20 protein-coding genes are annotated in these 21,114 nt (G+C 67.3%); 7 read left to right on the top strand and 13 right to left on the bottom strand.

Features of this window, described 5'->3' with window-relative positions; all coding sequences use genetic code 11:
- Positions 1-20: 20 nt before the first annotated feature.
- The 4 genes from ABZ382_RS02000 to ABZ382_RS01985 form a co-directional block, all read right to left on the bottom strand.
- Positions 21-1,571: a serine/threonine-protein kinase gene (locus ABZ382_RS02000; protein WP_357082488.1), complete on the bottom strand. Its 1,551-nt coding sequence runs from the start codon at positions 1,569-1,571 to the stop codon at positions 21-23.
- A 180-nt stretch (positions 1,572-1,751) separates the two neighbouring features.
- Positions 1,752-2,045, bottom strand: a complete 294-nt coding sequence (locus ABZ382_RS01995) for a hypothetical protein (RefSeq protein WP_357082485.1) — start codon at positions 2,043-2,045, stop codon at positions 1,752-1,754.
- Positions 2,046-2,194: 149 nt separating this feature from the next.
- The gene (locus ABZ382_RS01990; protein ID WP_357082482.1) at positions 2,195-3,295 is read right to left on the bottom strand and encodes a GGDEF domain-containing protein; all 1,101 of its coding nucleotides are present in this window, start codon (positions 3,293-3,295) and stop codon (positions 2,195-2,197) included.
- Between the two features lie 231 nt (positions 3,296-3,526).
- Positions 3,527-4,561: a WYL domain-containing protein gene (locus ABZ382_RS01985; RefSeq protein WP_357082479.1), complete on the bottom strand. Its 1,035-nt coding sequence runs from the start codon at positions 4,559-4,561 to the stop codon at positions 3,527-3,529.
- A 108-nt stretch (positions 4,562-4,669) separates the two neighbouring features.
- Between ABZ382_RS01985 and ABZ382_RS01980 the strand changes: the two genes are divergently transcribed.
- The gene (locus ABZ382_RS01980) at positions 4,670-5,137 is read left to right on the top strand and encodes a VOC family protein (RefSeq protein ID WP_357082476.1); all 468 of its coding nucleotides are present in this window, start codon (positions 4,670-4,672) and stop codon (positions 5,135-5,137) included.
- 103 nt (positions 5,138-5,240) lie between these two features.
- Here the strand turns inward: ABZ382_RS01980 and ABZ382_RS01975 are convergent, their stop codons facing one another.
- Both ABZ382_RS01975 and ligA read right to left on the bottom strand, forming a co-directional pair.
- Entirely contained in the window at positions 5,241-6,563 is a 1,323-nt protein-coding gene (locus ABZ382_RS01975) for a Dyp-type peroxidase (protein ID WP_357082473.1), read from the bottom strand.
- Positions 6,564-6,697: 134 nt separating this feature from the next.
- Positions 6,698-8,689 (bottom strand): NAD-dependent DNA ligase LigA, encoded by a 1,992-nt coding sequence (gene ligA, locus ABZ382_RS01970; protein ID WP_357082470.1) that lies wholly within the window; start codon positions 8,687-8,689, stop codon positions 6,698-6,700.
- Positions 8,690-9,042: 353 nt separating this feature from the next.
- On the opposite strand from ligA, the gene ABZ382_RS01965 reads away from it, so the two are divergent.
- Positions 9,043-10,845 carry a phospholipase D-like domain-containing protein gene (locus tag ABZ382_RS01965; RefSeq protein WP_357082467.1) on the top strand — a complete coding sequence of 601 codons (1,803 nt, stop codon included), beginning with the start codon at positions 9,043-9,045 and terminating at the stop codon, positions 10,843-10,845.
- Between the two features lie 58 nt (positions 10,846-10,903).
- On the opposite strand, the gene ABZ382_RS01960 is transcribed toward ABZ382_RS01965, so the two are convergent.
- A complete protein-coding gene (locus ABZ382_RS01960) occupies positions 10,904-11,110 on the bottom strand; it encodes a hypothetical protein (protein ID WP_357082464.1) in 207 nt (68 codons plus the stop codon).
- Positions 11,111-11,496: 386 nt separating this feature from the next.
- Here ABZ382_RS01960 and ABZ382_RS01955 point away from each other — a divergent pair, with 386 nt between their 5' ends.
- A complete protein-coding gene (locus ABZ382_RS01955; protein ID WP_357082461.1) occupies positions 11,497-11,979 on the top strand; it encodes an adenosine-specific kinase in 483 nt (160 codons plus the stop codon).
- Between the two features lie 56 nt (positions 11,980-12,035).
- Here the strand turns inward: ABZ382_RS01955 and ABZ382_RS01950 are convergent, their stop codons facing one another.
- The gene (locus ABZ382_RS01950) at positions 12,036-12,698 is read right to left on the bottom strand and encodes a TetR/AcrR family transcriptional regulator (protein WP_357082458.1); all 663 of its coding nucleotides are present in this window, start codon (positions 12,696-12,698) and stop codon (positions 12,036-12,038) included.
- Between the two features lie 264 nt (positions 12,699-12,962).
- Between ABZ382_RS01950 and ABZ382_RS01945 the strand changes: the two genes are divergently transcribed.
- Positions 12,963-13,481: a hypothetical protein gene (locus ABZ382_RS01945; RefSeq protein WP_357082455.1), complete on the top strand. Its 519-nt coding sequence runs from the start codon at positions 12,963-12,965 to the stop codon at positions 13,479-13,481.
- Between the two features lie 58 nt (positions 13,482-13,539).
- On the opposite strand, the gene ABZ382_RS01940 is transcribed toward ABZ382_RS01945, so the two are convergent.
- Positions 13,540-13,740, bottom strand: coding sequence for a three-helix bundle dimerization domain-containing protein (locus ABZ382_RS01940; RefSeq protein WP_357082452.1), 201 nt, complete (start codon positions 13,738-13,740; stop codon positions 13,540-13,542).
- A 143-nt stretch (positions 13,741-13,883) separates the two neighbouring features.
- Positions 13,884-14,336, bottom strand: a complete 453-nt coding sequence (locus tag ABZ382_RS01935) for a hypothetical protein (RefSeq protein ID WP_357082449.1) — start codon at positions 14,334-14,336, stop codon at positions 13,884-13,886.
- Between the two features lie 339 nt (positions 14,337-14,675).
- Between ABZ382_RS01935 and ABZ382_RS01930 the strand changes: the two genes are divergently transcribed.
- From ABZ382_RS01930 to ABZ382_RS01920, 3 genes are all read left to right on the top strand, one after another.
- Positions 14,676-15,104, top strand: a complete 429-nt coding sequence (locus tag ABZ382_RS01930) for a response regulator (RefSeq protein WP_357082446.1) — start codon at positions 14,676-14,678, stop codon at positions 15,102-15,104.
- Positions 15,105-15,207: 103 nt separating this feature from the next.
- Positions 15,208-16,104 (top strand): helix-turn-helix domain-containing protein, encoded by an 897-nt coding sequence (locus ABZ382_RS01925; protein WP_357082443.1) that lies wholly within the window; start codon positions 15,208-15,210, stop codon positions 16,102-16,104.
- Positions 16,101-17,072 carry a Gfo/Idh/MocA family oxidoreductase gene (locus ABZ382_RS01920; protein ID WP_357082440.1) on the top strand — a complete coding sequence of 324 codons (972 nt, stop codon included), beginning with the start codon at positions 16,101-16,103 and terminating at the stop codon, positions 17,070-17,072. Before ABZ382_RS01925 ends, ABZ382_RS01920 begins: the two co-directional genes overlap by 4 nt.
- Before the next feature lie 110 nt (positions 17,073-17,182).
- Here ABZ382_RS01920 and ABZ382_RS01915 read toward each other — a convergent pair whose 3' ends face one another.
- From ABZ382_RS01915 to ABZ382_RS01905, 3 genes are all read right to left on the bottom strand, one after another.
- Positions 17,183-17,506 (bottom strand): hypothetical protein, encoded by a 324-nt coding sequence (locus tag ABZ382_RS01915; RefSeq protein WP_357082437.1) that lies wholly within the window; start codon positions 17,504-17,506, stop codon positions 17,183-17,185.
- Positions 17,503-17,901, bottom strand: a complete 399-nt coding sequence (locus ABZ382_RS01910) for an OB-fold domain-containing protein (RefSeq protein ID WP_357082434.1) — start codon at positions 17,899-17,901, stop codon at positions 17,503-17,505. Before ABZ382_RS01910 ends, ABZ382_RS01915 begins: the two co-directional genes overlap by 4 nt.
- 97 nt (positions 17,902-17,998) lie before the next feature.
- Positions 17,999-21,016 (bottom strand): LuxR C-terminal-related transcriptional regulator, encoded by a 3,018-nt coding sequence (locus tag ABZ382_RS01905; protein WP_357082431.1) that lies wholly within the window; start codon positions 21,014-21,016, stop codon positions 17,999-18,001.
- Between the last annotated feature and the right edge of the window lie 98 nt (positions 21,017-21,114).

The following is a 21,114-nucleotide window of genomic DNA, read 5'->3' as shown; positions in this document are numbered from 1 at the left end:
ATGTCGCCGGGAGACACGGTTCAGTGTGGGTCGTTGAGCCAGCCGCAGACGTAGTAGGTCCCGTCCTGCCGGTTCACATTCCACGAGTAGGTGACCAGCCCCGCGGGGGTTCCGTGGGCGTCGCGGTAGTTCACGGTGGCCTGCACGGTGACGATGTTGTCGATCCCGCTGGTGTCGGGGAGGTCGTAGGGCAGCATTGTCCAGCTGGTGACCAGATGCTGACCGTCGAGGTAGAAGCCGAGGAGGGTGGCGCGCAGTTGGGGGCATGTGGCGGAGCGGAATTGGGTCATGTTCTGGTCGCGCAGCGCGTTCATGTAGGACGCGAAGACCCGGTCGATCTCTGTTCGATCCATCGGCGCTACGACCGGGCGGGTCGACGTGGGTGGTTGCGTCGTCGTCGGGCCGACGCTGGGTGACGTCGCCGACGGGGCGATTCCGGACACGGGACTGGTCGCCGACGTGGCGTTGCGGGTTTCGAGATTGCGGGTGAGGAACAGCCCGCCGGCGATCACGCAGGCGATGACCCCGAGGACGACGCCGGCGATCGCCAACCCGGAACGGTGACGGACGTCTGGCGGGTGATGCGTGTCGCGTCCCGTGATCGGGGTTCCATCGATGGGGCCTGGATATACCAGCGGCGTTGGCGCGACGAGGGGTGTCGACAGTGCCGGAATGTGCGCTGGCGGCAATGCCGAGCCGTGCGGTGAGGAGTTGAAAAGAGTTGGGTCCGTCCGGAACCCGGTCCTGGTGGCCGCGGTTGCCGCCGCCACGAACTCGGCACAGCTGGCGAACCGCCCGCCGGGGTCCTTGTCCATCGCTCGGGCGAGCACCGCATCGAGTGGGGGCGGGCAATCGGGACGGCGGTCGCTGAGCCGCGGCGCAGGCTTGGTCAAGTGGGCCATCACGATGTGGCCGGGATTGGTGGCCGCAAAGGGCGGTTCGCCAGTGAGTAGGGCGAAGAAGGTGCAGGCGAGCGAGTATTGGTCGGAGCGGTGGTCGACCGTGTCCGCGTTGAGCTGCTCGGGGGAGGAGTAGGCGAGCGTCGCGGTGAAGGTGCTCGTCGCGGTGAGCCGGGTGCCTTCGTCGAGCAGTCGCGCGATGCCGAAATCGGTCAGCACCGCCCGCGCCGGACGACCGGGTTCCGGTGCGGAGAGCAGGATATTGGCGGGCTTGACGTCGCGGTGCAGGACCCCGCGGCTGTGGGCGTAGTCCAGGGCGGAAGCGGTGTCCGCAATGATCTGCAGCGCTCGGTCGACGGTCATTTCGTCCTGCTTGACGTGACTGGCGTCGGTTCCCTCGATGCACTGCATCGCGATCCACAGACACTCGTCGGTGCTGCCGCGATCGTGGACGACGATGATGTTCGGGTGCTCGAGCCGGGCTACGACGTCGGCTTCCTGTTCGAAACGGCGGATGAACTCCGGGTCCGGGGAACCGCCGTGGTCGAGCAGTTTGAGCGCGATCTGCCTGGGCAGCCGCGGATGCCGGGCCCGGTAGACCGAGCCCATACCTCCACTGCCGAGGAATCCCTCGATGAGATACCCGTCGAAAACCTCCCCCACACGAGGCACGGGCTTCCCCCTTGGATCTGCTCGACGATCGGCATGCGCTACGGAATCCGTTGCATACCAGCGGAATCTAGCTTATCCAGGGCGGGTCGAGCTAGCCCGAGGGGCAGCCACTCAGGGAGCCGATGAGATCCAGTCGAAACTGGGCAGCTGTCACTGGAACGGAACCCGGAAGGGGGTCATCTAGCAGGTAGTGCCCTGCCGTACAGCTGATTTCGGATCGTAACTGTCGGGATCGACCGCGGTTCGCACGACGACCCGCTTCGTCAGATCGACCAGGAAGGTCCAACCGCCCACCAAGACCATGCCCTCGCCGTTCACGCGGTTGACCTGGATGTACTTGCCGCCCCCAGCCGGGTGGCGTGCGACGAAGGTCCCGAATCGCGAATCGGGGGCTTTGATCCGCACCAGCGCGATTGCCTCTGCAGCAACGTCTTCGGACACCAGCGTCGGTGACGTCGAATCCTGTGTCTGCACAGTCGTCGTTCTCCTTACCCTTTTGCTCGCGTCAATTCATACACTGCCGGTGCTTCTTTCGCTGTGTATCGCCGGAGCGGAAGACATAGGCGGCGACCAAAGCGCAACACACGGCACCTCACCGTGTCTGTGCAGGGCGCAACCGGTCGCTATCGGGCGGGAGGGTGGTGATCGTTCCCCGGCGGGGCGAGTTCGTCGACCTCCACCTGATTCCCGCCGGACTGTTTGGCCCGGTACATGGCGGCATCGGAGGACTGCAGAAGCCGATCGGTGGTCGGGCGGGGGCACCGCGGGCGGGTTGTCGTGTCGAAGACTGCTACTCCGACGCTTGCGGTGACCTGGACCGCGGTCTCCGACGGTTCGGCGACGACGCGGCGCAGCCGTTCGGCCTCGGTGCGTGCGGCGGCCGCGGTCATCGGAACGGCGACCACGAACTCCTCACCGCCCGTGCGCGCGACCACGGCCGTCTCCCCGGCGGCATCCAGCAGCCGCCGGGCGGTCGAGACCAGGACGGCGTCGCCCGCGCGGTGGCCGTAGGTGTCATTGATCTTCTTGAACTCGTCGAGATCGAAGGTCATCACGGAGACGGCGGGATGGCCGTCCACCAGCGGGGGCAGCCGGATTTCGAGGCCCCGCCGGTTCAGCAGTTCGGTCAGCGGATCCGACAGCGATTCGGCGCGCAGCAGCCAATTCATGACCTGGTACGCGAGCGCGCTCACGACCGCAGCGAGGAGCAGCAGTCCGACCGCCAGGGCCAGGCGGACGTCATCGCCGCCGGTGACGATACGTACCGAGAACACGATTACCGACAACACAGACCATGCCGAGTGCACGGCCAAGGCCCGCGCGCCATGGAAGAAGCTGACGTAACTGCCGGTGACGACGAGCAGCACCACGCCCATCGCACCGAACAGTCGATTCGGCAGTAGTAGGAACTGGATCGTGAACAGCAGGTCGGCACAGATGATCAGCACCAGCGACTCGGTCTTGCTCGGCCAGGGCAGCAACCACCAGCGCAGCGCCCACAAGATCCCCGACGCCACCCCGATCGTCGCGGCGACGCCCGGCTGACCGGGCGGCCCCACGGGCGTGCCTGCGATGACCGCACCCATGATCGCAATGGCCGCGCCCGCTACGCCGATCATGAACTTCGCCGGTCCCAGCGTCGATCGTGCCGCGAGGGTGCGGACCAGCCATCGGTAGTCGACCGAGTCATTCCACCAGGCCGTGAGGGTCTTGCCCGCTTTCATCGACTCACCTCCGGTCCTGCCCTCGACGTAGTGGCACCCGGCGCTTACCGGTTGGCTGGCGGACGTGAATTCCCGGTAGATTCGACCCGCCCCAGGTGTGACGCCCGTGGCGGCGAGAATGCTACTCGCGGATTCTGATCGGCCCGATCGGCGGCGCGCGGGGCCGCCGCCAGGAGCCTCGATGGACCGGCCCGGTTCATCGACGCAGCCCGGTGCTGTTTCATCCGCCCTCTACGACCAGTCCATCGCACCGGGCGCGCAACTTTGTGACGGGACGCCGCTGGCGGTGCGTTGGGCACGGCGGGCCAGCTCGGCGAAGGCCTGCCGCAACGGGTCAGGTCCGACGACCTCGATCTCGGCCTCGAACTGTGCCAGTGTCGCTGCCAACGCACCCCAGGACCAAGAACCCGTCCGGAGTCGGGTTCGGTCGGGGCGGAGTTGTTCGACAACACCTTCGGCGGCGAACGGAACTACCCGCGCGATCGGGAGATCCAGAATCACCTCGCCCTCACACGGCCAGCTGTTGTCGTTCGAGGAGCCCTTGAACCGGGCCGACAGGAAGTCTGCGGCATCCCCGCCAGGAACCTCCCGAGGTGTGAAGCGCGGACCGTTGGGGACATGGAGCTTCATCCGGTCCAGGCGGTAGATCCGCCAGTCCTCCTGAATGGGTTCCCAGCCGATGAGATACCAGCGTCCGGTGTGAACCACGATGTGGCGGGGCTGTATCCGCCGGATCGGACGCGGACCGGCGTCGTCGGGCTCGACGCCGGTCAGGTAGTCGAATCGCACTTCCTGCGCAGATCGGATCGCGGCACTGAGCGCGATTGCGACCTGAGCCTCGGCCGGGTGGCCTCCCCGCGGTACTGATCCGACCGTGGTGATCTCGAGTGTGTCGATGCGGTGCCGCAGCCGCGACGGCATCACTTGACGCACCGTTGCCAGGGCGCGCGTGGCCGGCTCCTCGATATCGGCCCCCATTCCCGCCGCGATCCGCAGCGCCACCGCGAGGGCGACCGCCTGCTCGTCGTCGAACAACAGCGGCGGCAGGTCGCTGCCCGGTTCCAGGCGGTAGCCGCCGTCGGGACCCTTCACCGCTGTGACCGGGTAGCCCAGTTCGCGCAGCCGATCGACATCACGGCGCACCGTACGGTCGCTGACACCGAGCCGCTGGGCGAGGAGATCCCCAGGCCAGGAGCGACGGACTTGCAGCAGCGACAGCAGCGAGAGCAGGCGAGTGGATGTCGCGGTGGACGATGCGGTCGGCATGGATTCCACAGTGCCACCGGTAGCGGACAAACCCTGACCGGTATCAGCGACACGATGGGCTCGCCCCGGAAGCATCCGGTGGCGAAACCACGCAGAAGGAACCCGACCATGACGGTAAACGCAGTCGCCCACTTGAACTTCCACGGTCAGGCCCACGCGGCATTGGAGTTCTACCAATCGGTGTTCGGTGGACAGCTCACCATCGCCACCTACGGCGATTTCGGCATGCCCGCCGAGTCACCCGGTGCCGCGAGGGTGGTGTTCGGCCAGGTCGTCGCCGACAACGGCTTCCGGGTCATGGCCTACGACGTGCCGGGGGAGGACGCGCCGGTTGTCGAGGGCGCACCCACCACACGCCGCAAGAACGGCACCACGATCACCGAGGAGCGGTTCTTCCTCTCGGTGCGCGGCGACACCGTTGACGAGGTCAGCGCGCTGTGGAAGCCCTTGGCCGAGAACGCGACGATCATCGAGGAATTCGGTCCGGCGCCGTGGGCGCCTGCCTTCGGAATGCTGACCGACCGCTTCGGCATCACCTGGATCCTCGACGTAACCGCCGATTTCGCTCAGGCCTGAGCCGCTCCATCGCGATTTCCCGCGCTGGGGCGCAGGCCGGACGGTCCGCGCCCCAACGCGCTCGGCACCAGGCGTGTAGACGTAGCGCACCACGCGCTGCCGCCTAGTCGAACAGGCGCGCAGCGATTGCGGAGTCATGGCGCGCGCCGGGCGGCACGGCGAAGAACGCGCTGCCAGTGTGCTGGATGACGGCATTGAGGCGATCAGAGGCGGCCAGGGCGGTCTGCGCTTTGATGAACTGGTCGGGAGGATTGTTCATGTAGGCGGTGAACAACAGTCCGGCGTCGAGCTTGTCGTGGCCGCTGTGGGTGTGCTCGGGGGTGCCCGGCGCATGCGTGTGCTCGGCTTCGCCGGTTGTGACGCCGGGAGCGGTGGAGAGCAGCGTGCCGTAGTCGTAGCTGTAACCGCGCCGCAGCATCGTGATGCCATTGACGAGGCGCACATGGGCGTTATCCGGGATTGCGAGTTCACCATTGGGTAGCCGTTTGGCCAAGTCGACCGGGTCGGATTCGGACGTACCGCTCAACGGTGCACCGTCGCTGCGGCGGCGGCCGATGATGTTGTTCTGCTCGGCGAGCGCGAGCATGTCCCAGTCGGCGGTCTTCATGCGGATCTTGCGGAAGACCAGATAGCTGCCCTGCCGGAACCAGTCCGGTTCATCGGCGGCGTCCACCCGGACAGCGTTGTCGAATTCTGCGGTGCCGCGTTGTGGATTCGCGGTGCCGTCTTTGTGCCCGAACATGTTTCGCGAGGTGCTGCCGTCTGCGGGTTGGCTCAGGAAGCCGTGCTGGGTCCAGCGGATCGTGCCCAGCCCGGGCATTCTGGCGCGCAGGGCGCGGAAGGCATGGCTGACCACCTGATGGTCATCTGCGCAGAGCTGCACCAGGATGTCACCGCCCGACCAGGCCGATTGCAGCGCGTCCCCGGCGAATTCGGGAAGTGGGCGCAGGTGTTTCGGCCGCCGTGCGGCGAGCCCGAAGCGTTCGTCGAACACTGCCGGACCCAGCCCGAAGGTGACGGTCAGTCGTGCTGGATCCAGCCCGGTGGCGAAGTCGGTGCGCACGCTGAATCCCGGTGCGTCGGAGGGGTTCTCGGGTGCTTCTGCGCCGGCGGTGAGGGCCGCGGCGGTCTCGGTCCACACGGTGAGCAGTTCACGCAGCACCCCGCGATCGGCCTTCGCGACATCCACGGACAGAAACAAGGCGTGGGCCTGCTGTGCGGTGGCGATGCCCGCCTGGTGATCGCCGTAGAAGTCCTCGACTCGTCCGGGTTTCGCGGCATCCCCGGCCATGCCGCGTCCGATCGCCACACCGGCCGCGGCGGCGCCCGCAGCGGTAAGGCCCGATCCGAACAGGGCGCGCCGCGATACCCGCCCGCCTGTACTACTCGCTGTAGTATCTTTTCTCACTCGCGCCAGATTAGCCACGTTCCAGCAACCCGGGCGAGTGTGCTGCGTCACGTAATCAGTTGCGCGACAGTCGAACCAACGTCGAGGGCTCTCTCTTGGGAAGGTCGCAGGAACACCCCCGGGCAGTGAAGGCGACCGACCCGGACGAGGGGTCAGGCGACGTTGGCGTCGATCAGCAGCTTCCAGATGTCGGCCTGATCGATCACCTCGACGCCGAGTTTTGCTGCCTTGGCGAGCTTGCTGTCGCCGACGCCCGCGCCGGTGATGAGCATGTCGGTGTTGGCCGAGACCGAGGAAGCGGCTGTGGCCCCGGCCTTTTCGCACAGGCGCTGGAAAGTCGGTCGGGCGACTTTCTCTCCGGAGCGCGGGTCGCTGATCGCGCCGGTGATCACGACGGTCTTGCCGGCCAGGGGCGCACCGGCAGCGACGACGGGCGGCAGGTCTTCCTCGCGTACGTCGAGGGAGACCCCGTGGGCGCGCAGCCGCTCGAGCTCCGGGCGCAGGCGGGCCAGGTGTGCGTCCAGGGAGGCAGCGACCTTCGGTCCGATGTCCTCGACCTCGACCAGCCGTTCCTCCCCGGCGTCGGCGACTGCCTCGAGGGAGGCGAATCCGGCGCGGGCCAGTCGGGCGGCGGTGCCGTCGGAGGCCATGGGGATCGCCAGGCCGATCAGGGCGCGGCGCAGGCCGACGGGACGGCTGTTGTCGATGGATTCGATCATGCGGGTGGCCGAAACTTCACCGACGCCGTCGAATTCGAGTAGTTGCTCCTTGGTGAGGGTGTAGAAGTCCGACGGATTCTCCAGCAGGCCCGCCTCGGCGAGGCGTTCGATCCATTTCTGCCCGATGGCGTCGATGTCGGCGGCGGCGCGCGAGGCCCAGTGGATGAGCCGCCGCACGGTCTGCGCGGGACAGGAGACGTTGGTGCAGAACAACTCTCGGCTGTTGCCCTGTTCGGTCACCGGTTGCCCGCATGAGGGGCAGGTAGTGGGGGCGACGATGTCGAGTTCGGCGCCGGTGCGCGCGGCGGCGTCGAGCACTCCCGCGACGAACGGAATGACATCGCCGGCACGGCGCACCAGCACGGTGTCGCCGATCTTGATGTCGCGGGCGCGGATGACTTCCTGGTTGGCCAGGGTGGCTTTGGTGACAGTGGTGCCACCGACGAACACCGGCTCGAGCCAGGCGACCGGCACGATCTTGCCGGTTTTGCCGACATCCCAGATGACCTCACGCAGCAGGGTGGTCTTCTCCTCGGCGGCGAACTTGAACGCCAGCGCGCCGCGCGGGGAGTTGGAGCGGGTGCCGGCGGCGGCGTAGGCGTCGCGGTCGGCCAGGCGCAGCACCGCGCCGTCGAGGTCATAGTCGAGATCGCCGCGGCCGCTTTCGATCTCGCCGATGGCGGCCTGGGCCTGCACCGCGTCGGCGCAGTGCTGCATGGCTGCGCCGGTGAAGCCCAGGGCGTGCAGCCCGTCCTCCAGGTCCACCGCGGTGTCCCCGGTGGGGGCGTCGAGGTCGAACCCGAAGAACTGCAGCCGCCGCTCGGCCACGGTAGCCGGATCCTTCGCCCGCAACGTGCCCGCGGCGGCGTTGCGCGGGTTGATCAGCGGCTTGTCCGGATGCGCGGTGTTGTAGGCGGCGAAGGTGGAGCGCAGCATGACGGCCTCGCCGCGCACCTCCACCCGGCCGGAGGGTTCAATGCGGTCGGGCACTCCGTCTACCAGGGCGCGCACGAGCGGGGTGACATCGTCGCCGGTGGTGCCGTCGCCGCGGGTGACCGCGCGGGCCAGGCGGCCGTGCTCGTAGACCAGCGACAGCGACAGTCCGTCGAGTTTGGGCATCACGACCACCGATTGGCCGGGGAAGCGGGCGAAGAACGCGGCGACCTGCTCGGGCGTGGTGGCCTTCTCCAGCGACAGCATCGGGCGGGCGTGCCGGACCGGGGCGTGCAGCACGCCCGGCGCACCGACCTGCTCGAGCGGGTTCGGGTCCGGGGCGAGCGCGGGATTCGCCTGGATCAGGCCGCGCAGCTCGTCCTCGATGGCGTCGTAGTCGGCGTCGGCGACCAGCGGCGAGCCCTCATAGTAGGCGGCGCGCAGCACAGTGACGCGGTCGGCGAGTTCTTGGATTCGTACCCCAGCTTCCACAACCTCGGACGCTACCGGCACCGGCCGACACTCCAGCGCAGGATGGGCGCGAAGTCGTTCGATGCTGCGTGAGGTTCCGCGTCGTGGGGGTCGATGCGGTCACGCCGGCCAGCTCCACCTCGGTCACCGGGACTCAGCGCCTATCGAGCGCGGTCGGCGAGCACGCCGTTGGCGTGGTTCAAGCAGCGCAGTGGCTGGTCCTAGCACCCTGCGGGCGGCGGCGAGTAGGCCCCAGCAAAAGGAGGATCGCGCCTGACTCGGCACACGCCCCAACGTCACCGGAACATTTCGAGTAGTGAACTACGCGTGCTCGATCACACCATGGATCTAGAATAAGTTGCGTCATAGCTGTTTTGGGCCGGAAATGTACGGGTGGCGGTCTCGAACCGCATCATGAGCAAGTCGGATTTCGGTGGCGACGTTACGACGTGGTCCGTATTCATTTGCTTGCGTTGGTAAAACAATCTCGACGGGGGTGCGAGATCATGCTGGTGAAAATTCATCACAACGGTGACGATGTTCTGATCGCGTGGAAGCCCGACGGGTTCATTGCCGGGTGTCGCGGGTTCGCGCTGATGCGGCGCCGCAATGGCATCGAAGAGGTGGTCAGTACCTGGGTCGGGTTCGAGGGCGACCAAGCTGTGGACGGGGAGCGGCGGGCGTCGACGAACTGGCCGATCCAGAAGTATCAGTGGACCGATTACATGGCCAACCCGGGCGACAGGGTGGCGTATCGGGTGTTGCCGATGGTCGGTCCCGACAAGGCGAACCTTCGTCCTGATCCGGGCTCGGCCAGTGACTGGACCGACGAGATCGCCCTCGCCGCGGTGACTTCGCCCGATATCGAGGTGGTGTTCAATCGTGGAATCGTTGCCGCGCAATGGGTTTCACGACGGTTGGGAGTCACCGGCCACGACCTGCAGAACGCCAAGTTGGAGACCGTGATCAAGACGCCCGGCGATCCGCTGCGTGACTATCTGGCGGGCCCGCTCGGTGCCCGGTTGTTCACGCTGCTCGATGCCGCGGCCCAGGACAGCCGCGATGTGTACGCGGCGCTCTATGAACTCGATGATCCTCAGCTGATCGCCGCGTTGACGCGTCTGGGGGAGCGCGCGCATGTCGTGCTGGCGAACGGGAGCGTGAAGAACAAGGGCGACGATCAGAACGCCGATGCGCGCGCCGCGCTGTGGGGGAAGGTGGAGCTGCACGGCAGGATGTGTTCCCCGCGTGCCTTGGGGCACAACAAGTTCCTGATCGTCTGCGACGACGACGGCCGCCCGCGCTGGGTGTGGACCGGCAGCCAGAACTGGACCATGACGGGTCTGTGCACGCAGGCCAACAACTCGCTGCTGATCGACGACCCCACCCTGGCCGAACAGTATCGGCAACAGTGGGACCGCCTCAAAGACGCCGGCGATGCCACCCCTGAGACCCTGCGCAGCGCCAACAGCACACCCCGTGACCTCACGGTGGTCTCGGCCCCCATGCGGCTGTGGTTCACCCCCACCCGCGACCACGTCGATCTCGCAGACGCCCGCACGATCATTACCGGCGCACAGTCCGGCATCTTGTTCCTGATGTTCAACCCGGGCCCGAAGGACACCCTGCTCAACACGATCCTCGACGTCGCGCACACCGACCGATCCGCGCGTCTCTACATCCGCGGCGTGCTCAACCAGGACCCCAGCACCACCGCCAACCCGGTGCACCTGTTCGACCAGGACAACACCGAGAAGGCCGACCTCGACATCGTGTTGCCCGCGGCGATCGACGCGCCCACGGCCTTCTTCCGGGCAGAGCTCGAGAAGCTGGACCGCGCGTTCGCGATGGTGCACAGCAAGGTCATCGTCGTCGACCCGTTCGGACCCAATCCCGTTCTGCTCACCGGGTCACACAACCTCGGTCCGAAGGCCAGCGCCACCAACGACGAGAATCTGCTCATCATCCGCAACACCCCAGCCGTGGCCGACGCTTACGCCACCAACATCATGTCGGTCTACAACCAGTATCGGTGGCGCTTCCGCCGGCACCTGCAACCCGCCGCCAAGCAGTGGAAGGGCCTCGTCGACAGCGACGCATGGCAGAACTGGCACCTCAAACCCGACAGCCCGCAATACCGCGAGATCGACTTCTGGGTCGGACAGACGACACCCTGACTCCGTGTCCGGCGCGGCCGGCGGATCTGATCGGGCTCGGCCGTCGCGCTGGTCTCTGTCAGGCTGTCAGCAGCGACTCCCATTGCCGGCGCAGGCGCTGCCGGTCGGCCTCGCCGAGCGTGTGATGGGAAACCTCCGCTAGGACAGCCATCTCCATGGCTACGCCTAGGTAGCAGATCCAGTCGCCGGATGCCGTACTGAAACGTTCTTCCAATACGTGCTTGATCACGGCAAGCGGATAGTCGTACTGAACACGGAGCTTCACCAGACGGGATTCAAGGTCCGGGGGCGGTCCCGCCCACCCGGCATTCCGGGCGAATTGTATTGCGGAGTGCGGCATCTGACGAGCTTCCGCAAGTAGATCAGCCATAGTCAGACCATCGTCGATACCGGCCGAGTATTACTCGTTCACCGAAATTGTCCAAAATGTCAATATTGTCTGAACATCCTGCGACGCACAGTGTCTCGCGAACGAGTTCGCTTTGCTGGACACGAGCGCAGTTGCATCATGTACATCAACATTCCAAATTCGGATCGCGCGGAATCGCAGTCCGTCCCGGTCGGCAGGCTCGGCCTCGAAGGCGACGGCCTGACCAGGCTCCAGATACCCCGAGCTTGTTTCGCGGCAGCGTGACGAGGGACGATAGGTTCATGGAATTGACAGCGGTGCCCATCGAGAATCCCGATGAGCTCAATGTCATCATCGGGCAGTCCCACTTCATCAAGACAGTCGAGGACCTTCACGAAGCCCTCGTCGGCACCGGCCCGCAACTGCGCTTCGGGCTGGCTTTCTGCGAAGCCTCCGGTCCCCGCCTGATCCGCTGGTCGGGTAACGACGACAGTTTGATCGACCTCGCCACGAAGAACGCGACAGCCCTCGCCGCCGGCCACTCCTTCATCGTCTTCCTCCGCGACGGCTACCCCGTCAACGTTCTCAACGCGATCCGCCACATCCCCGAGCTCTGCACCGTCTTCTGCGCCACGGCCAACCCCGTCGAGGTGCTCATCGCCGAAACCTCGCTCGGGCGCGGCATCATCGGCGTCGTCGACGGTGCGCCGCCCCTCGGGATCGAAACCGAGACCGACCGCGCCGACCGGCACCGACTGCTCCGCGCCATCGGCTACAAGCTCTGAGCCCACCCGGACTCACCCACGGGGCGCCGACGTGCGCTGAGCGCAGTCGTCCGCGCTTATGCCGTGATGATGCCGATCACCGTTGCGACGAGGTCGCCGTCGGGATCGCGCAGGCGGGGTAGCGACTCCCTGCTCTGCAAGAGCGATCCGAGCGTGAGATCCACCAGTTCGGAACCGACCTGTTCGGCGGAATTGCGTCCGCCCGGCTCGAACCACGTCCACGCCCATTGCGCGGAGCCGAAAATGAGCAGGCTCCGAATGCTGGTGTCGACGGAATGGAAGTCGCCGGACGCGATGCCCGCCTCGAGCACGCCGCGCAGGATTCCGATGTAATACCTGCGCAGCTTGCGCCCCTCGGAATCCTCTTCTTGCTGGCCGAATCGGGCGACCTCGCGCTGGAATGCGACCGTCCGGTGCCGGTCGTGAACCTGATAGAGCATGGCCGCGTGCAACAACCCGGCCAGCTGCTCGGGTGGTGTCGAGAAGGTCGATACGATTCGTTCCGCCTCGTCGACTCGGCGTCGCATGTAGGAAACGTGCAGCACTTCCAGTAGCCGCGCCTTCGTGCCGTAATGGTGCACGATCAAGCCTTGCGAGATGCCGAGCTCGCGTGCTACCTCGCTGAAACTCGTTCCGTCGTAGCCCTTTTCGGCGACATGGCGCGTGAACATGTCGAGAATAGCGCCCGACTTGCCTGGTCCCGCCGCACGTTCACTCATCGATCCCACCCCTGTTCGTCCACATTCTCCGACACCCCTGAGAACCGATCGACCGCGCGAACTGTCGTTGACTGAGTGCGCAGTCAGTATTAGCATTATGCCCCGAGTCGCAGCGGTGCGTTCTCGACATCAACCATTCATCTCGAAAAGTTGACCTCTCGCCCATGTATCAGCACGCCTATCTCGCAGAAGTCGTCGATGAGCGACGAGCTTTCGCATGCATCGCATGACCGGCTCCTCCGATAGCCCCACCGGCGGGCGCGCATGAACGCGGGTGTAGCGGCAGACGAGCACCCGGCCACCGATTCCGAATCGCTGTTGTCGCCGGAGCAACTCTTGGCCGCGATCGCCGGACGGCTCGCCGAACCGTTCCCACTCGTCACCTGGGCCAGAGAGCTCGGCGATCTGCACGCCGCGCTGATTTCGGCGGTGCTGAATCCGCGGCGGAACGCGCCGGAGGTCACCGAGGCGGCGCTGTGCGCCGATATCGCGAAGGTCATCGACAAGATCAATTCTTGGGCCGCGGCCTCCGTGCGCCACAGCCGTTGCGCCCGCCGCCACACCCACACCTTCGGCGAGGTGATCAGTCACGTGGCCAAGACCTACGCCGAAGCATGGTGGACGGTCCTGCACAGTGACTGCGAGGACCTCCGGCACTCGGCCTGGGTTCACCTCGGCGAAGTTCGCGACGGCTACGCCCACCTCATCAGCGACATCCGCGCCGGGCGCGTCCAACTTCCACTCGGCTGGCGAGGCATCCGGCACGCTCAGCCCGCGGGCTGAGGGCCGATGCGGCCGGTCCTCGTTCGATCCGGTTGTGGAGCTGTCCCCGCGCCTCGAATCACTTTGGGGCGGTAGTCAATCGGCGGGCGGCCATCCGCTCGACGAGTAGCGGGATGAAGTCGCGGACGGGACGTCCGTCGAACGTGCGGTGGGCGTCGTGGACGATGTCGGCGACGGTCCCCGCGCCGACGGCCGGGAACTTGGTGGTGAGTCGACCAACCAGTTCCTCGATCTGCTGATCTTCATCATTCGCTGCCATACTTCATGGTCGCGCCTCGTGGTCGAGCGCCGTTCGGGAACCGCGATGAAATCCGTATGGCCGTTTGCTCTCTATTCGGTCACGGTGCGCCTATTCCGCTATTCGGCTGTGCCCGAGAGTAATTCGTCGAACACGGGCCTCGTCTACCTGGTGGTCTCGGTTCGGGCCTCGATCGCGGTCACCGAGTTCTTGAACGCCTTGGTCAGCACGCCCCGGCCGACGGTGGCGACCACCGCTCCGAGGAACCAGCCGCGCGGATTCTTGCCCTCGCGAACCACGGTGTAGTCGATATCGGTGGTGCCGTCGGGACGCGGGGTCAGGTCGTAGGTGTGCCCGGAGTGGTGACCCCACGCATTGGAGTCGGTGGTGGTCAGCACGACGTGATCCGGGTTGGTCCAGTCGTAGTCGAGTCGCTCCCAGATTCCGGTGGATCCTTCGGTGACGTCCGCGTGCTGGGCATCCTGGGCGTGCACCGCGAGGTACGACCCGGCGCTGTTGCCGAACAGCTCCGATCGGCCCGGGCCGAAGTCGGTGAGGGCCGCGACGAACTGCTCGGGCGTCACACGCGTGTTCGCGTGCATGTGGATGGTGGTCATTGCTCTCTTCTCCTTACTCGGGTAGCTGATCGCCGTGCATGTTCCAGAGTGCGCTTCGCCAGGCTTCGTCGGACCAGTGGTGGTCCCTGATCTGCCCCGGGAGCCGTCCTTGCGGCCGCGTCGGTGAACGCCAAGTGGCTGTTTGCTCTCGATACGGTCACGGTGGCCGCCCGTTCGGCTCCGCGAGATCACGGGAACGTGACGATCGTGATGAATCGGACGGTTCAGAGCACGCAGCTATTGCTGACAAGTTGCTGTTCGGCTTAGCGTCGAGTTCCGTCCGGAAAGGTGGGGCGGGTCACACCGGGTCGGGGATTCCGGTCAGCAAGGGATACGTCCATGAACCTTCATCAACTCTCCACAATTCGAGCCAGCCGTCCGCCGATCGACGTGCGGGATGAGATGCGGCCGGCGGCCCGGGTGCTGATCGTCGAGCAACATCCCGCGACCGCCGAGATGACTCTGCTGGTACTCGGCGCGGCCGGTTACGACGCCGCGCACACCTCGACGGCCGCCCAGGCGCTCACCGCCGTCACCAGCTGGAAGCCGGATCTGGTGCTGACTGATCTCATGTTGCCGGACCTGTCCGGACCCGAGTTCTGCCTGCGTCTGCGGGCGGCCTCGTCGGTGCCGATCCTGATCGTGTCCACCGAAACCGATCCCGACCTCGTGGGCCTCGCGATCAGCGCGGGCGCGTCGGGGTATCTGCCCAAACCGTTCCGGACCGGCGACCTGCTCGATCGAATCCACACCGGTCTCGGGTTCTGACCGAGCGTTTGCCCGCCCGCTGAGCGGTGGGCCGTGATGCCGGGTATTCTCGCCGAGTATTCGAAATAGCGATGAGCGCTTTCGAATAGTCGAAAGGAATGCGGTGGCTGTTTCGGCTGACTCGGGGTCGCCTCCCACGCAGCGGGTGGTGCGGATCGTGGCCATCCTCGCCGCGCACCCGGGGCGATCGTTCGCGCTGAGCGAGCTGGCCCGCGCGGCCGACATCACCACTGCCACCTGCCATGCCATCCTCGTGAGCCTGGTCCGGTCCGGGTGGGTGACCCGGACCGACCTGACCTACGGTCTGGGACCGGCGATGCTCGCGATCGGCCGGGCGGCCGCGTCGGGGTATCCGATGGCGCGGGCGGCCGCCGCGGAATTGCCGTCCCTCGCCGCGACCACGGGATTCACCGCCGGAGTGTCGGTGCTGGACGGGGACTCGATCGTGCTGGTCGACGCCGTGGGCCCGGGTGCGGCGGAGTTGATCGGCCGCCGGGTTCCCTACGCGCCGCCGGTCGGGATGGTGTTCGCGGCGTTCGATCCGGCCGGGCACGACGACTGGATGAACCGCCTGCCCGACACCGCGAATCCCGTTGAGCGCGAGGAGCTCCGGCGTGCGCTGGAGCAGACCGCCCGGCGCGGGTTCGTCCTCGAACGCTTCACCCCGGCCGCCACGAAACTCCGTGACGTCCTGGCTGATATCGCCGGATCGCCGTCGAGTGCCGACGGCGCGTTGCAGGACGCGGTGTTGTCGCTGCTGGCCAGGCTCGGGCCCGCCGAGTATTTCCCCACCGCCCCCGACGGCGACGAATCGATCGATGTGACGGTGCTGGGCGTGCCCGTCTTCGGGGCGGACGGCCACGTCGACGCTCACCTGTGGCTTCATCCCGGCCGCGAGATGTCGGGATCGCACATCGCGACGGCGGTGGAGTTGTTGTCGAGCGCGGCCGCGCGGACCCCGGCGGGGTCGGGGTCGATCGAAAAAGGGAGAGTGTCTTGAGGATCGGGATCCTGGGTGCGGCGTCGATCGCGCCCACCGCGCTGATCGGACCCGCCGCGGTGGTGCCGGAGGTCGAGGTCACCGCGATCGCGGCCCGGGACCGCACACGAGCGGAGGCGTTCGCCCGCAAGCACGGGATCGCGCAGGTATACGACTCCTACGCCGACCTGCTGGGCGCGGTGGACGCGGTCTACATTCCGCTGCCCAATTCGCTGCACGCGCGGTGGACATTGCAGGCGCTGGCCGCGGGTCGACATGTCCTGTGCGAGAAGCCGCTGACGGCCGATGCCGCCGAAGCCCGGCAGGTCGCCGAGGAAGCGCGGCGCACCGGGCTCACCGTCATGGAGGGCTTCCACTATCGGTATCACCCACTGGCCGAGCGCATGCGGGAGATCGCCGCGACCGAGCTGGGCGCCATCCGGCGGGTGGAGAGCTCGATGTGCTTCCCGCTGCCCAAGTTCGGCGACATCCGCTATCGGCTGGACCTCGCGGGCGGGGCCACCATGGACGCGGGCTGCTACGCGATCCACAGCATGCGACTGTTCGAACCCGACCCGCCGGAGGTGACCGCGGCGCGGGCGCTGCTGCGCAGTCCCGGCGTGGATCGCGCCATGACCGCGGACTTCCGTTTCCCGTCCGGTGCGGTGGGCCGGATCAACGCGTCGATGTGGTCGCGTTCGCTGTTGCGGATCGGGCTGCGGGTCGAGGGCGAGCGCGGAACCATGAAGGTCCTCAATCACGTACTGCCGCAAGCCTTCCACCGCGTGACGGTGACTGTCGACGGCGTCACCCGCCGCGAGCGGATCCCGGGTGAACCCACCTACGTCCGACAGCTGCGCGCGTTCGCGAGCGCGGTGTCGGGCGCCGACACCAACCTCACGCCGCCCGAGGATTCCGTCGTCAATATGGCACTGATCGACGATGTCTACCGAGCCGCCGGGTTACAGCCGCGCGGCACCGTCGGATGATCAGCGGCGTCGATTGCACCACCGGTAGTAGGTCGCCTCGGTGATCTGAAGGATCCGATACCCGAGGATGAACAGCATCGCCACCGGCGTCAGCGGCGCGGAGACGACGCTCATGCGCGGACTTCCTGTACCGCGGCATCGGCCCGCGCCTCGAGGACCGCGAGCAGGACCTTGCGGCACACGGACGCGCCCGCCAGGTGTCCGGGCAGCGTCAGCACGGTGCAGGCTCGGGCTCGCCGGCATTCGTGGACGAGGTCGACGAACACCGGGGGCAGGGTGTCGCTCTGCGGTCCCGGCTCGTGGAACACCGTGCCGAGTGCGTACCCGAGTGATCGGGCGGCGGCTCGCAGTAGCGTGTCGCTGGAACCCGGGTCGCGGTTGCTCAACAGATCGTCGCGCACATATCCGTAGGCGAGCGGCTGCAACGTGGTCATCGCAGCAGCCGGCTCGGGCGGTCGGCGACGGTGACGACCGGAAATCCGTCCTCGCGGCGACGCTGCTGGAAACGCACCCGCACCGGACCGATGGAGATCAGCGGCACGTCGCCTTCGAGGGAGGTGTAGACCCACGGGCCCTCGTCGAGTTCGACGATGGCGATGGTCATCGGCGTCGACACGCCGTGCGGATCACCCGGGCGGTGCACCCTCCGCGAGGACACGATCGAACCGGACCCGGACGCGGGCACCCACTCGAGATCGTCGGACGCGCAGGCCGAACAGGCGCCGATCATCGGCCCGAACAGCTTGTCGCAGGCCGCGCATCGCCGGATCGCGAACATGTCGGCGTCGTCGCTGACACCTGCTGTGCGCTGGGCAATCGGTAGAGACATGGAACCGAACCTCCGTGGACCGGTGCTGGTGGATTTCGGTTTTCAGCATCGCCGGTCCGGGCGTTTCCCACGACGGTGGAATGGCCACTGGGTATACCTATTTTTGGTCCGCGTCCACGATCCACGCCGCGATCTGGGCGCGTGAGTTGAACCCGAGCTTGGCCAGGATGTGCTCGACGTGGGCGTCCACGGTCCGCTGGGCGATCACCAGCTGGGTCGCGATCTGCTTGTTGGTGAGCCCTTCGGCGACGAGGCCCGCGACCTGGCGTTCCCGTTTGGTCAGAGTCGTCGCGCCGGGGCGCGGCGCGTCGGCCGGCTGTTCCTCGTTCAGGGCGTAGGCGACCGCGGCGTTGACGCGCATCGCCCGCCCGCGTCGCCATGCCGTATCGAAACGCGCGGCGCCGAGCGCGCCACGCACCACCCGCTCGCAGTCGAGGTGGGCTTCGACCATCTGGGGGAAGTAGATCGCCACGCCGGGGGCGGTCCGCATCATGTTCGCGGCCGCGCCCATCAGCACGGCGGCGCGCTGGTCGTCGGCGCCGGCGGCGATCCACGCCAGCACTTCGAGATCGAGCGCCGCGACGAGCAGGCTGCGCACGAGCCGGTTGAGGCGCAGCGATTCCCGCAGCAACTCCTGTGCGCGGGGGCCCTCACCTCGGCGGTAGGCCGCGATCGCGGTCATTCCCAGAGCGGTCGACCGGAACAGCGACTCGCCGCACTCCTCGGTGATGGACAGGATCCGCTGATGGCACTCGGCGGCCCGCTCGGCGTCGCCCTGCTGCGCGTACGCCACACCGAGCAACAGCAGCGCGGAGACGTGCAGGCATCCGTGCGGGTCGGAGCTCAGCACCTCGATGGCTCGATTGATGCACGACACCGCGCGCGGGGGGTCGTCGCGATAGAGCGCCAGATCTCCCTCCGCATACGCGATCAAGGCGTGATTCAGGGGTGTGGGATCGCGCTCGGCGAGCACCCGCCCGTGGGCGAGCAGGGCGGCGGCCGTCTCCAGGTCCCATTGCCGGGTGGCCATGAACACGCTGGCGTGCAGCGCCCGGACCCGGTCGGTTGTCGAATGCGCGCCCGGATGGGCCAGGGCGCGCTCGAGCCAGCGGCGGCCTTCACCGAACAGGCCGCGGAAGCTCCAGAAGGTGAGGGACGCGGCACTGATCCGCAGTCCCGCCTCGGCCGACTGCTCGGTCGGGTCGGTCACGCAGAATTCGAGCGCGGCCCGGATATTGCCCTGCTCGCGGTCGAGCCGGGCCATCCAGTCGCATTGCCGGTCGCTGATCCAGTCGTTCTCGGCGTCGAGCACCAGCCGCCGGTACCAGTCCCGGTGCCCGCGCCGGAATTCCTCGTCCGCACCGGCCTCCCGCAGCTTGTCCTGGCCGTACTCCCGGACGGTGTCGAGCATCCGGAAGCGGACCGCGCCGTCGAGTTCCTCCCTGATCACCACCGATTTGTCCACCAGCGAGGACAGCACGTCGAGCAGTTCCGCCGCATCGGCGCCGCACACCGCCTCGACGGCCTCGAGTTCGAAACCACCGGCGAACACCGACAACCGGGCCCACAGCCGCTGCTCGGCCGGGGTGCACAGCTCATAGCTCCAGTCGATGCACCACCGCAGGGCCTGTTGCCGGGTCGGCGCGGTGCGGTGACCCCGGGTGAGCAGGGCGAACCGGTCGGTGAGCCGCTGCAGAATCTGGTCCGGCGACATCGTGCGCATGCGCGCCGCCGCGAGTTCGATCGCCAGGGGCAGACCGTCCAACCGGGCGCAGATCCCGGCCACCGCGGCCTTGTTCTCCTCGGTCACCTCGAAGCCGGGCACGACCGTGCCGGCGCGATCGGCGAACAGCGTCACGGCGTCGTACTTACGGAGCTGTCGCAGCGTCGGTTCCTGGTCGGCGGCGGGCACGCTCAGCGGCAGCAGTCGCTGCACGGCTTCGCCGCCGATATCCAGCGGTTCGCGGCTGGTGACCAGCATCCGCAGTCCCGGGCATTCCGACAACAATGTCTCGGCCAGGTTCGCCATCGGCTTGGCGACCTGCTCGCAGTTGTCGACGACGAGCAGGGTTTCCCGAGATCGCAGAAACTCGACGAGCGCGTCATGGACCGGCCGAGCCGAATCGGCCCGCACACCCAGAGCGGCCGCGACGATGGGGGCCACCAGCGACGGGTCGCGCACGTCGGCCAGGTCGATCGCCCACACCCCGTCCGCGAAGTCGCGTTGCGCCGCCGAGGCCGCCCGCAACGCCAGCCGGGTCTTGCCGACGCCGCCCATCCCGGCCAGCGTCACCAGCCTGGAGACGGTGAGCTGGTGCTTGAGTGCGCTCAACTCGGCGCGCCGGTTGATGAAGCTGGTCAATTCGGGCAGTAGCGGGCGGTGGTGTCGTGTGGTTCGCGAGGCGCTGCGTTGCTGGATCTGCCGGATGGTCGCGCCGAGCTCCGCGGCGGAGGGCCGTTGTTCGGGATCGCGGTGCATCGCCGCTGCCACGACGGTGCACACCTCGGCGGGGAAGCCGCGTTCGCGCAGGTCCGGTGCCTGCGGCTCGGAGGCGGCATGACCGGTCAGCGCCCAGAACATGGTGGCGCCGAGCCCGTGGACATCGGCGGCGGAAGTCTCGGGGCCGCCGGGAACGCGCGCGATCCCGAAGCCGGTCAGGGCGGGTTCACCGTATTCGGCGAAGAGAACATTGCCCGGCCGCACGTCGCCGTGCACGATGCCCAGTCGATGCGCGCTCTCGAGCGCCCGGGCGATCCCGGCCCCCACCTTCAGCACGTCATCGACTGGAAGCGGACCCCGGTGCCGAATTCGCGCATCCAGCGAATCCACGGGGTGATACGGCTGGGCGAGATAGGGCCGCCCGCCGCTGATGACACCGGCCGCCAGCACCGTGACGAGGTTGGGATGTCCGGTCAGCCGGCCCAGCGCCTGCTGCTCCCACACGAACCGCGCCTGGCTCTCCTCGTCCAGGTCCCCGGTCAGGACCTTCACCGTGACCGTGCGATCCAATCCCACTTGCCGGCACCGGTAGACCACGCCGAAACCGCCGCGATCCATTTCTTCGGCATTCTCGAAGCCGAGATCGCGCAATTCCTCCGCTACCGTCAGGCTCACGTCACGGGGGGTACGGTTCGTCGCGTCGTCGATCATCGGCCGCGCGCAATCCTCACGGTACGGCTGCGAGCACGGGCCATTAGCGACTCACCTTTCGA

It is taken from the genome of Nocardia sp. NPDC005825 (assembly GCF_040630175.1).
In the GTDB taxonomy this organism is placed as follows: Bacteria; Actinomycetota; Actinomycetes; order Mycobacteriales; family Mycobacteriaceae; genus Nocardia.
This window is presented reverse-complemented; position numbering and strand designations above follow the sequence as displayed.

Excerpts from the sequence above, each read along its gene's own strand:
- ABZ382_RS01990 (WP_357082482.1), bottom strand. The coding sequence starts at position 3,295 with ATGAAAGCGGGCAAGACCCTCACGGCCTGGTGGAATGACTCGGTCGAC.
- ABZ382_RS01985 (WP_357082479.1), bottom strand. The coding sequence starts at position 4,561 with ATGCCGACCGCATCGTCCACCGCGACATCCACTCGCCTGCTCTCGCTG.
- ABZ382_RS01980 (WP_357082476.1), top strand. The coding sequence starts at position 4,670 with ATGACGGTAAACGCAGTCGCCCACTTGAACTTCCACGGTCAGGCCCAC.
- ABZ382_RS01955 (WP_357082461.1), top strand. The coding sequence starts at position 11,497 with ATGGAATTGACAGCGGTGCCCATCGAGAATCCCGATGAGCTCAATGTC.
- ABZ382_RS01950 (WP_357082458.1), bottom strand. The coding sequence starts at position 12,698 with ATGAGTGAACGTGCGGCGGGACCAGGCAAGTCGGGCGCTATTCTCGAC.
- ABZ382_RS01945 (WP_357082455.1), top strand. The coding sequence starts at position 12,963 with ATGAACGCGGGTGTAGCGGCAGACGAGCACCCGGCCACCGATTCCGAA.
- ABZ382_RS01940 (WP_357082452.1), bottom strand. The coding sequence starts at position 13,740 with ATGGCAGCGAATGATGAAGATCAGCAGATCGAGGAACTGGTTGGTCGA.
- ABZ382_RS01935 (WP_357082449.1), bottom strand. The coding sequence starts at position 14,336 with ATGACCACCATCCACATGCACGCGAACACGCGTGTGACGCCCGAGCAG.
- ABZ382_RS01930 (WP_357082446.1), top strand. The coding sequence starts at position 14,676 with ATGAACCTTCATCAACTCTCCACAATTCGAGCCAGCCGTCCGCCGATC.
- ABZ382_RS01915 (WP_357082437.1), bottom strand. The coding sequence starts at position 17,506 with ATGACCACGTTGCAGCCGCTCGCCTACGGATATGTGCGCGACGATCTG.
- ABZ382_RS01910 (WP_357082434.1), bottom strand. The coding sequence starts at position 17,901 with ATGTCTCTACCGATTGCCCAGCGCACAGCAGGTGTCAGCGACGACGCC.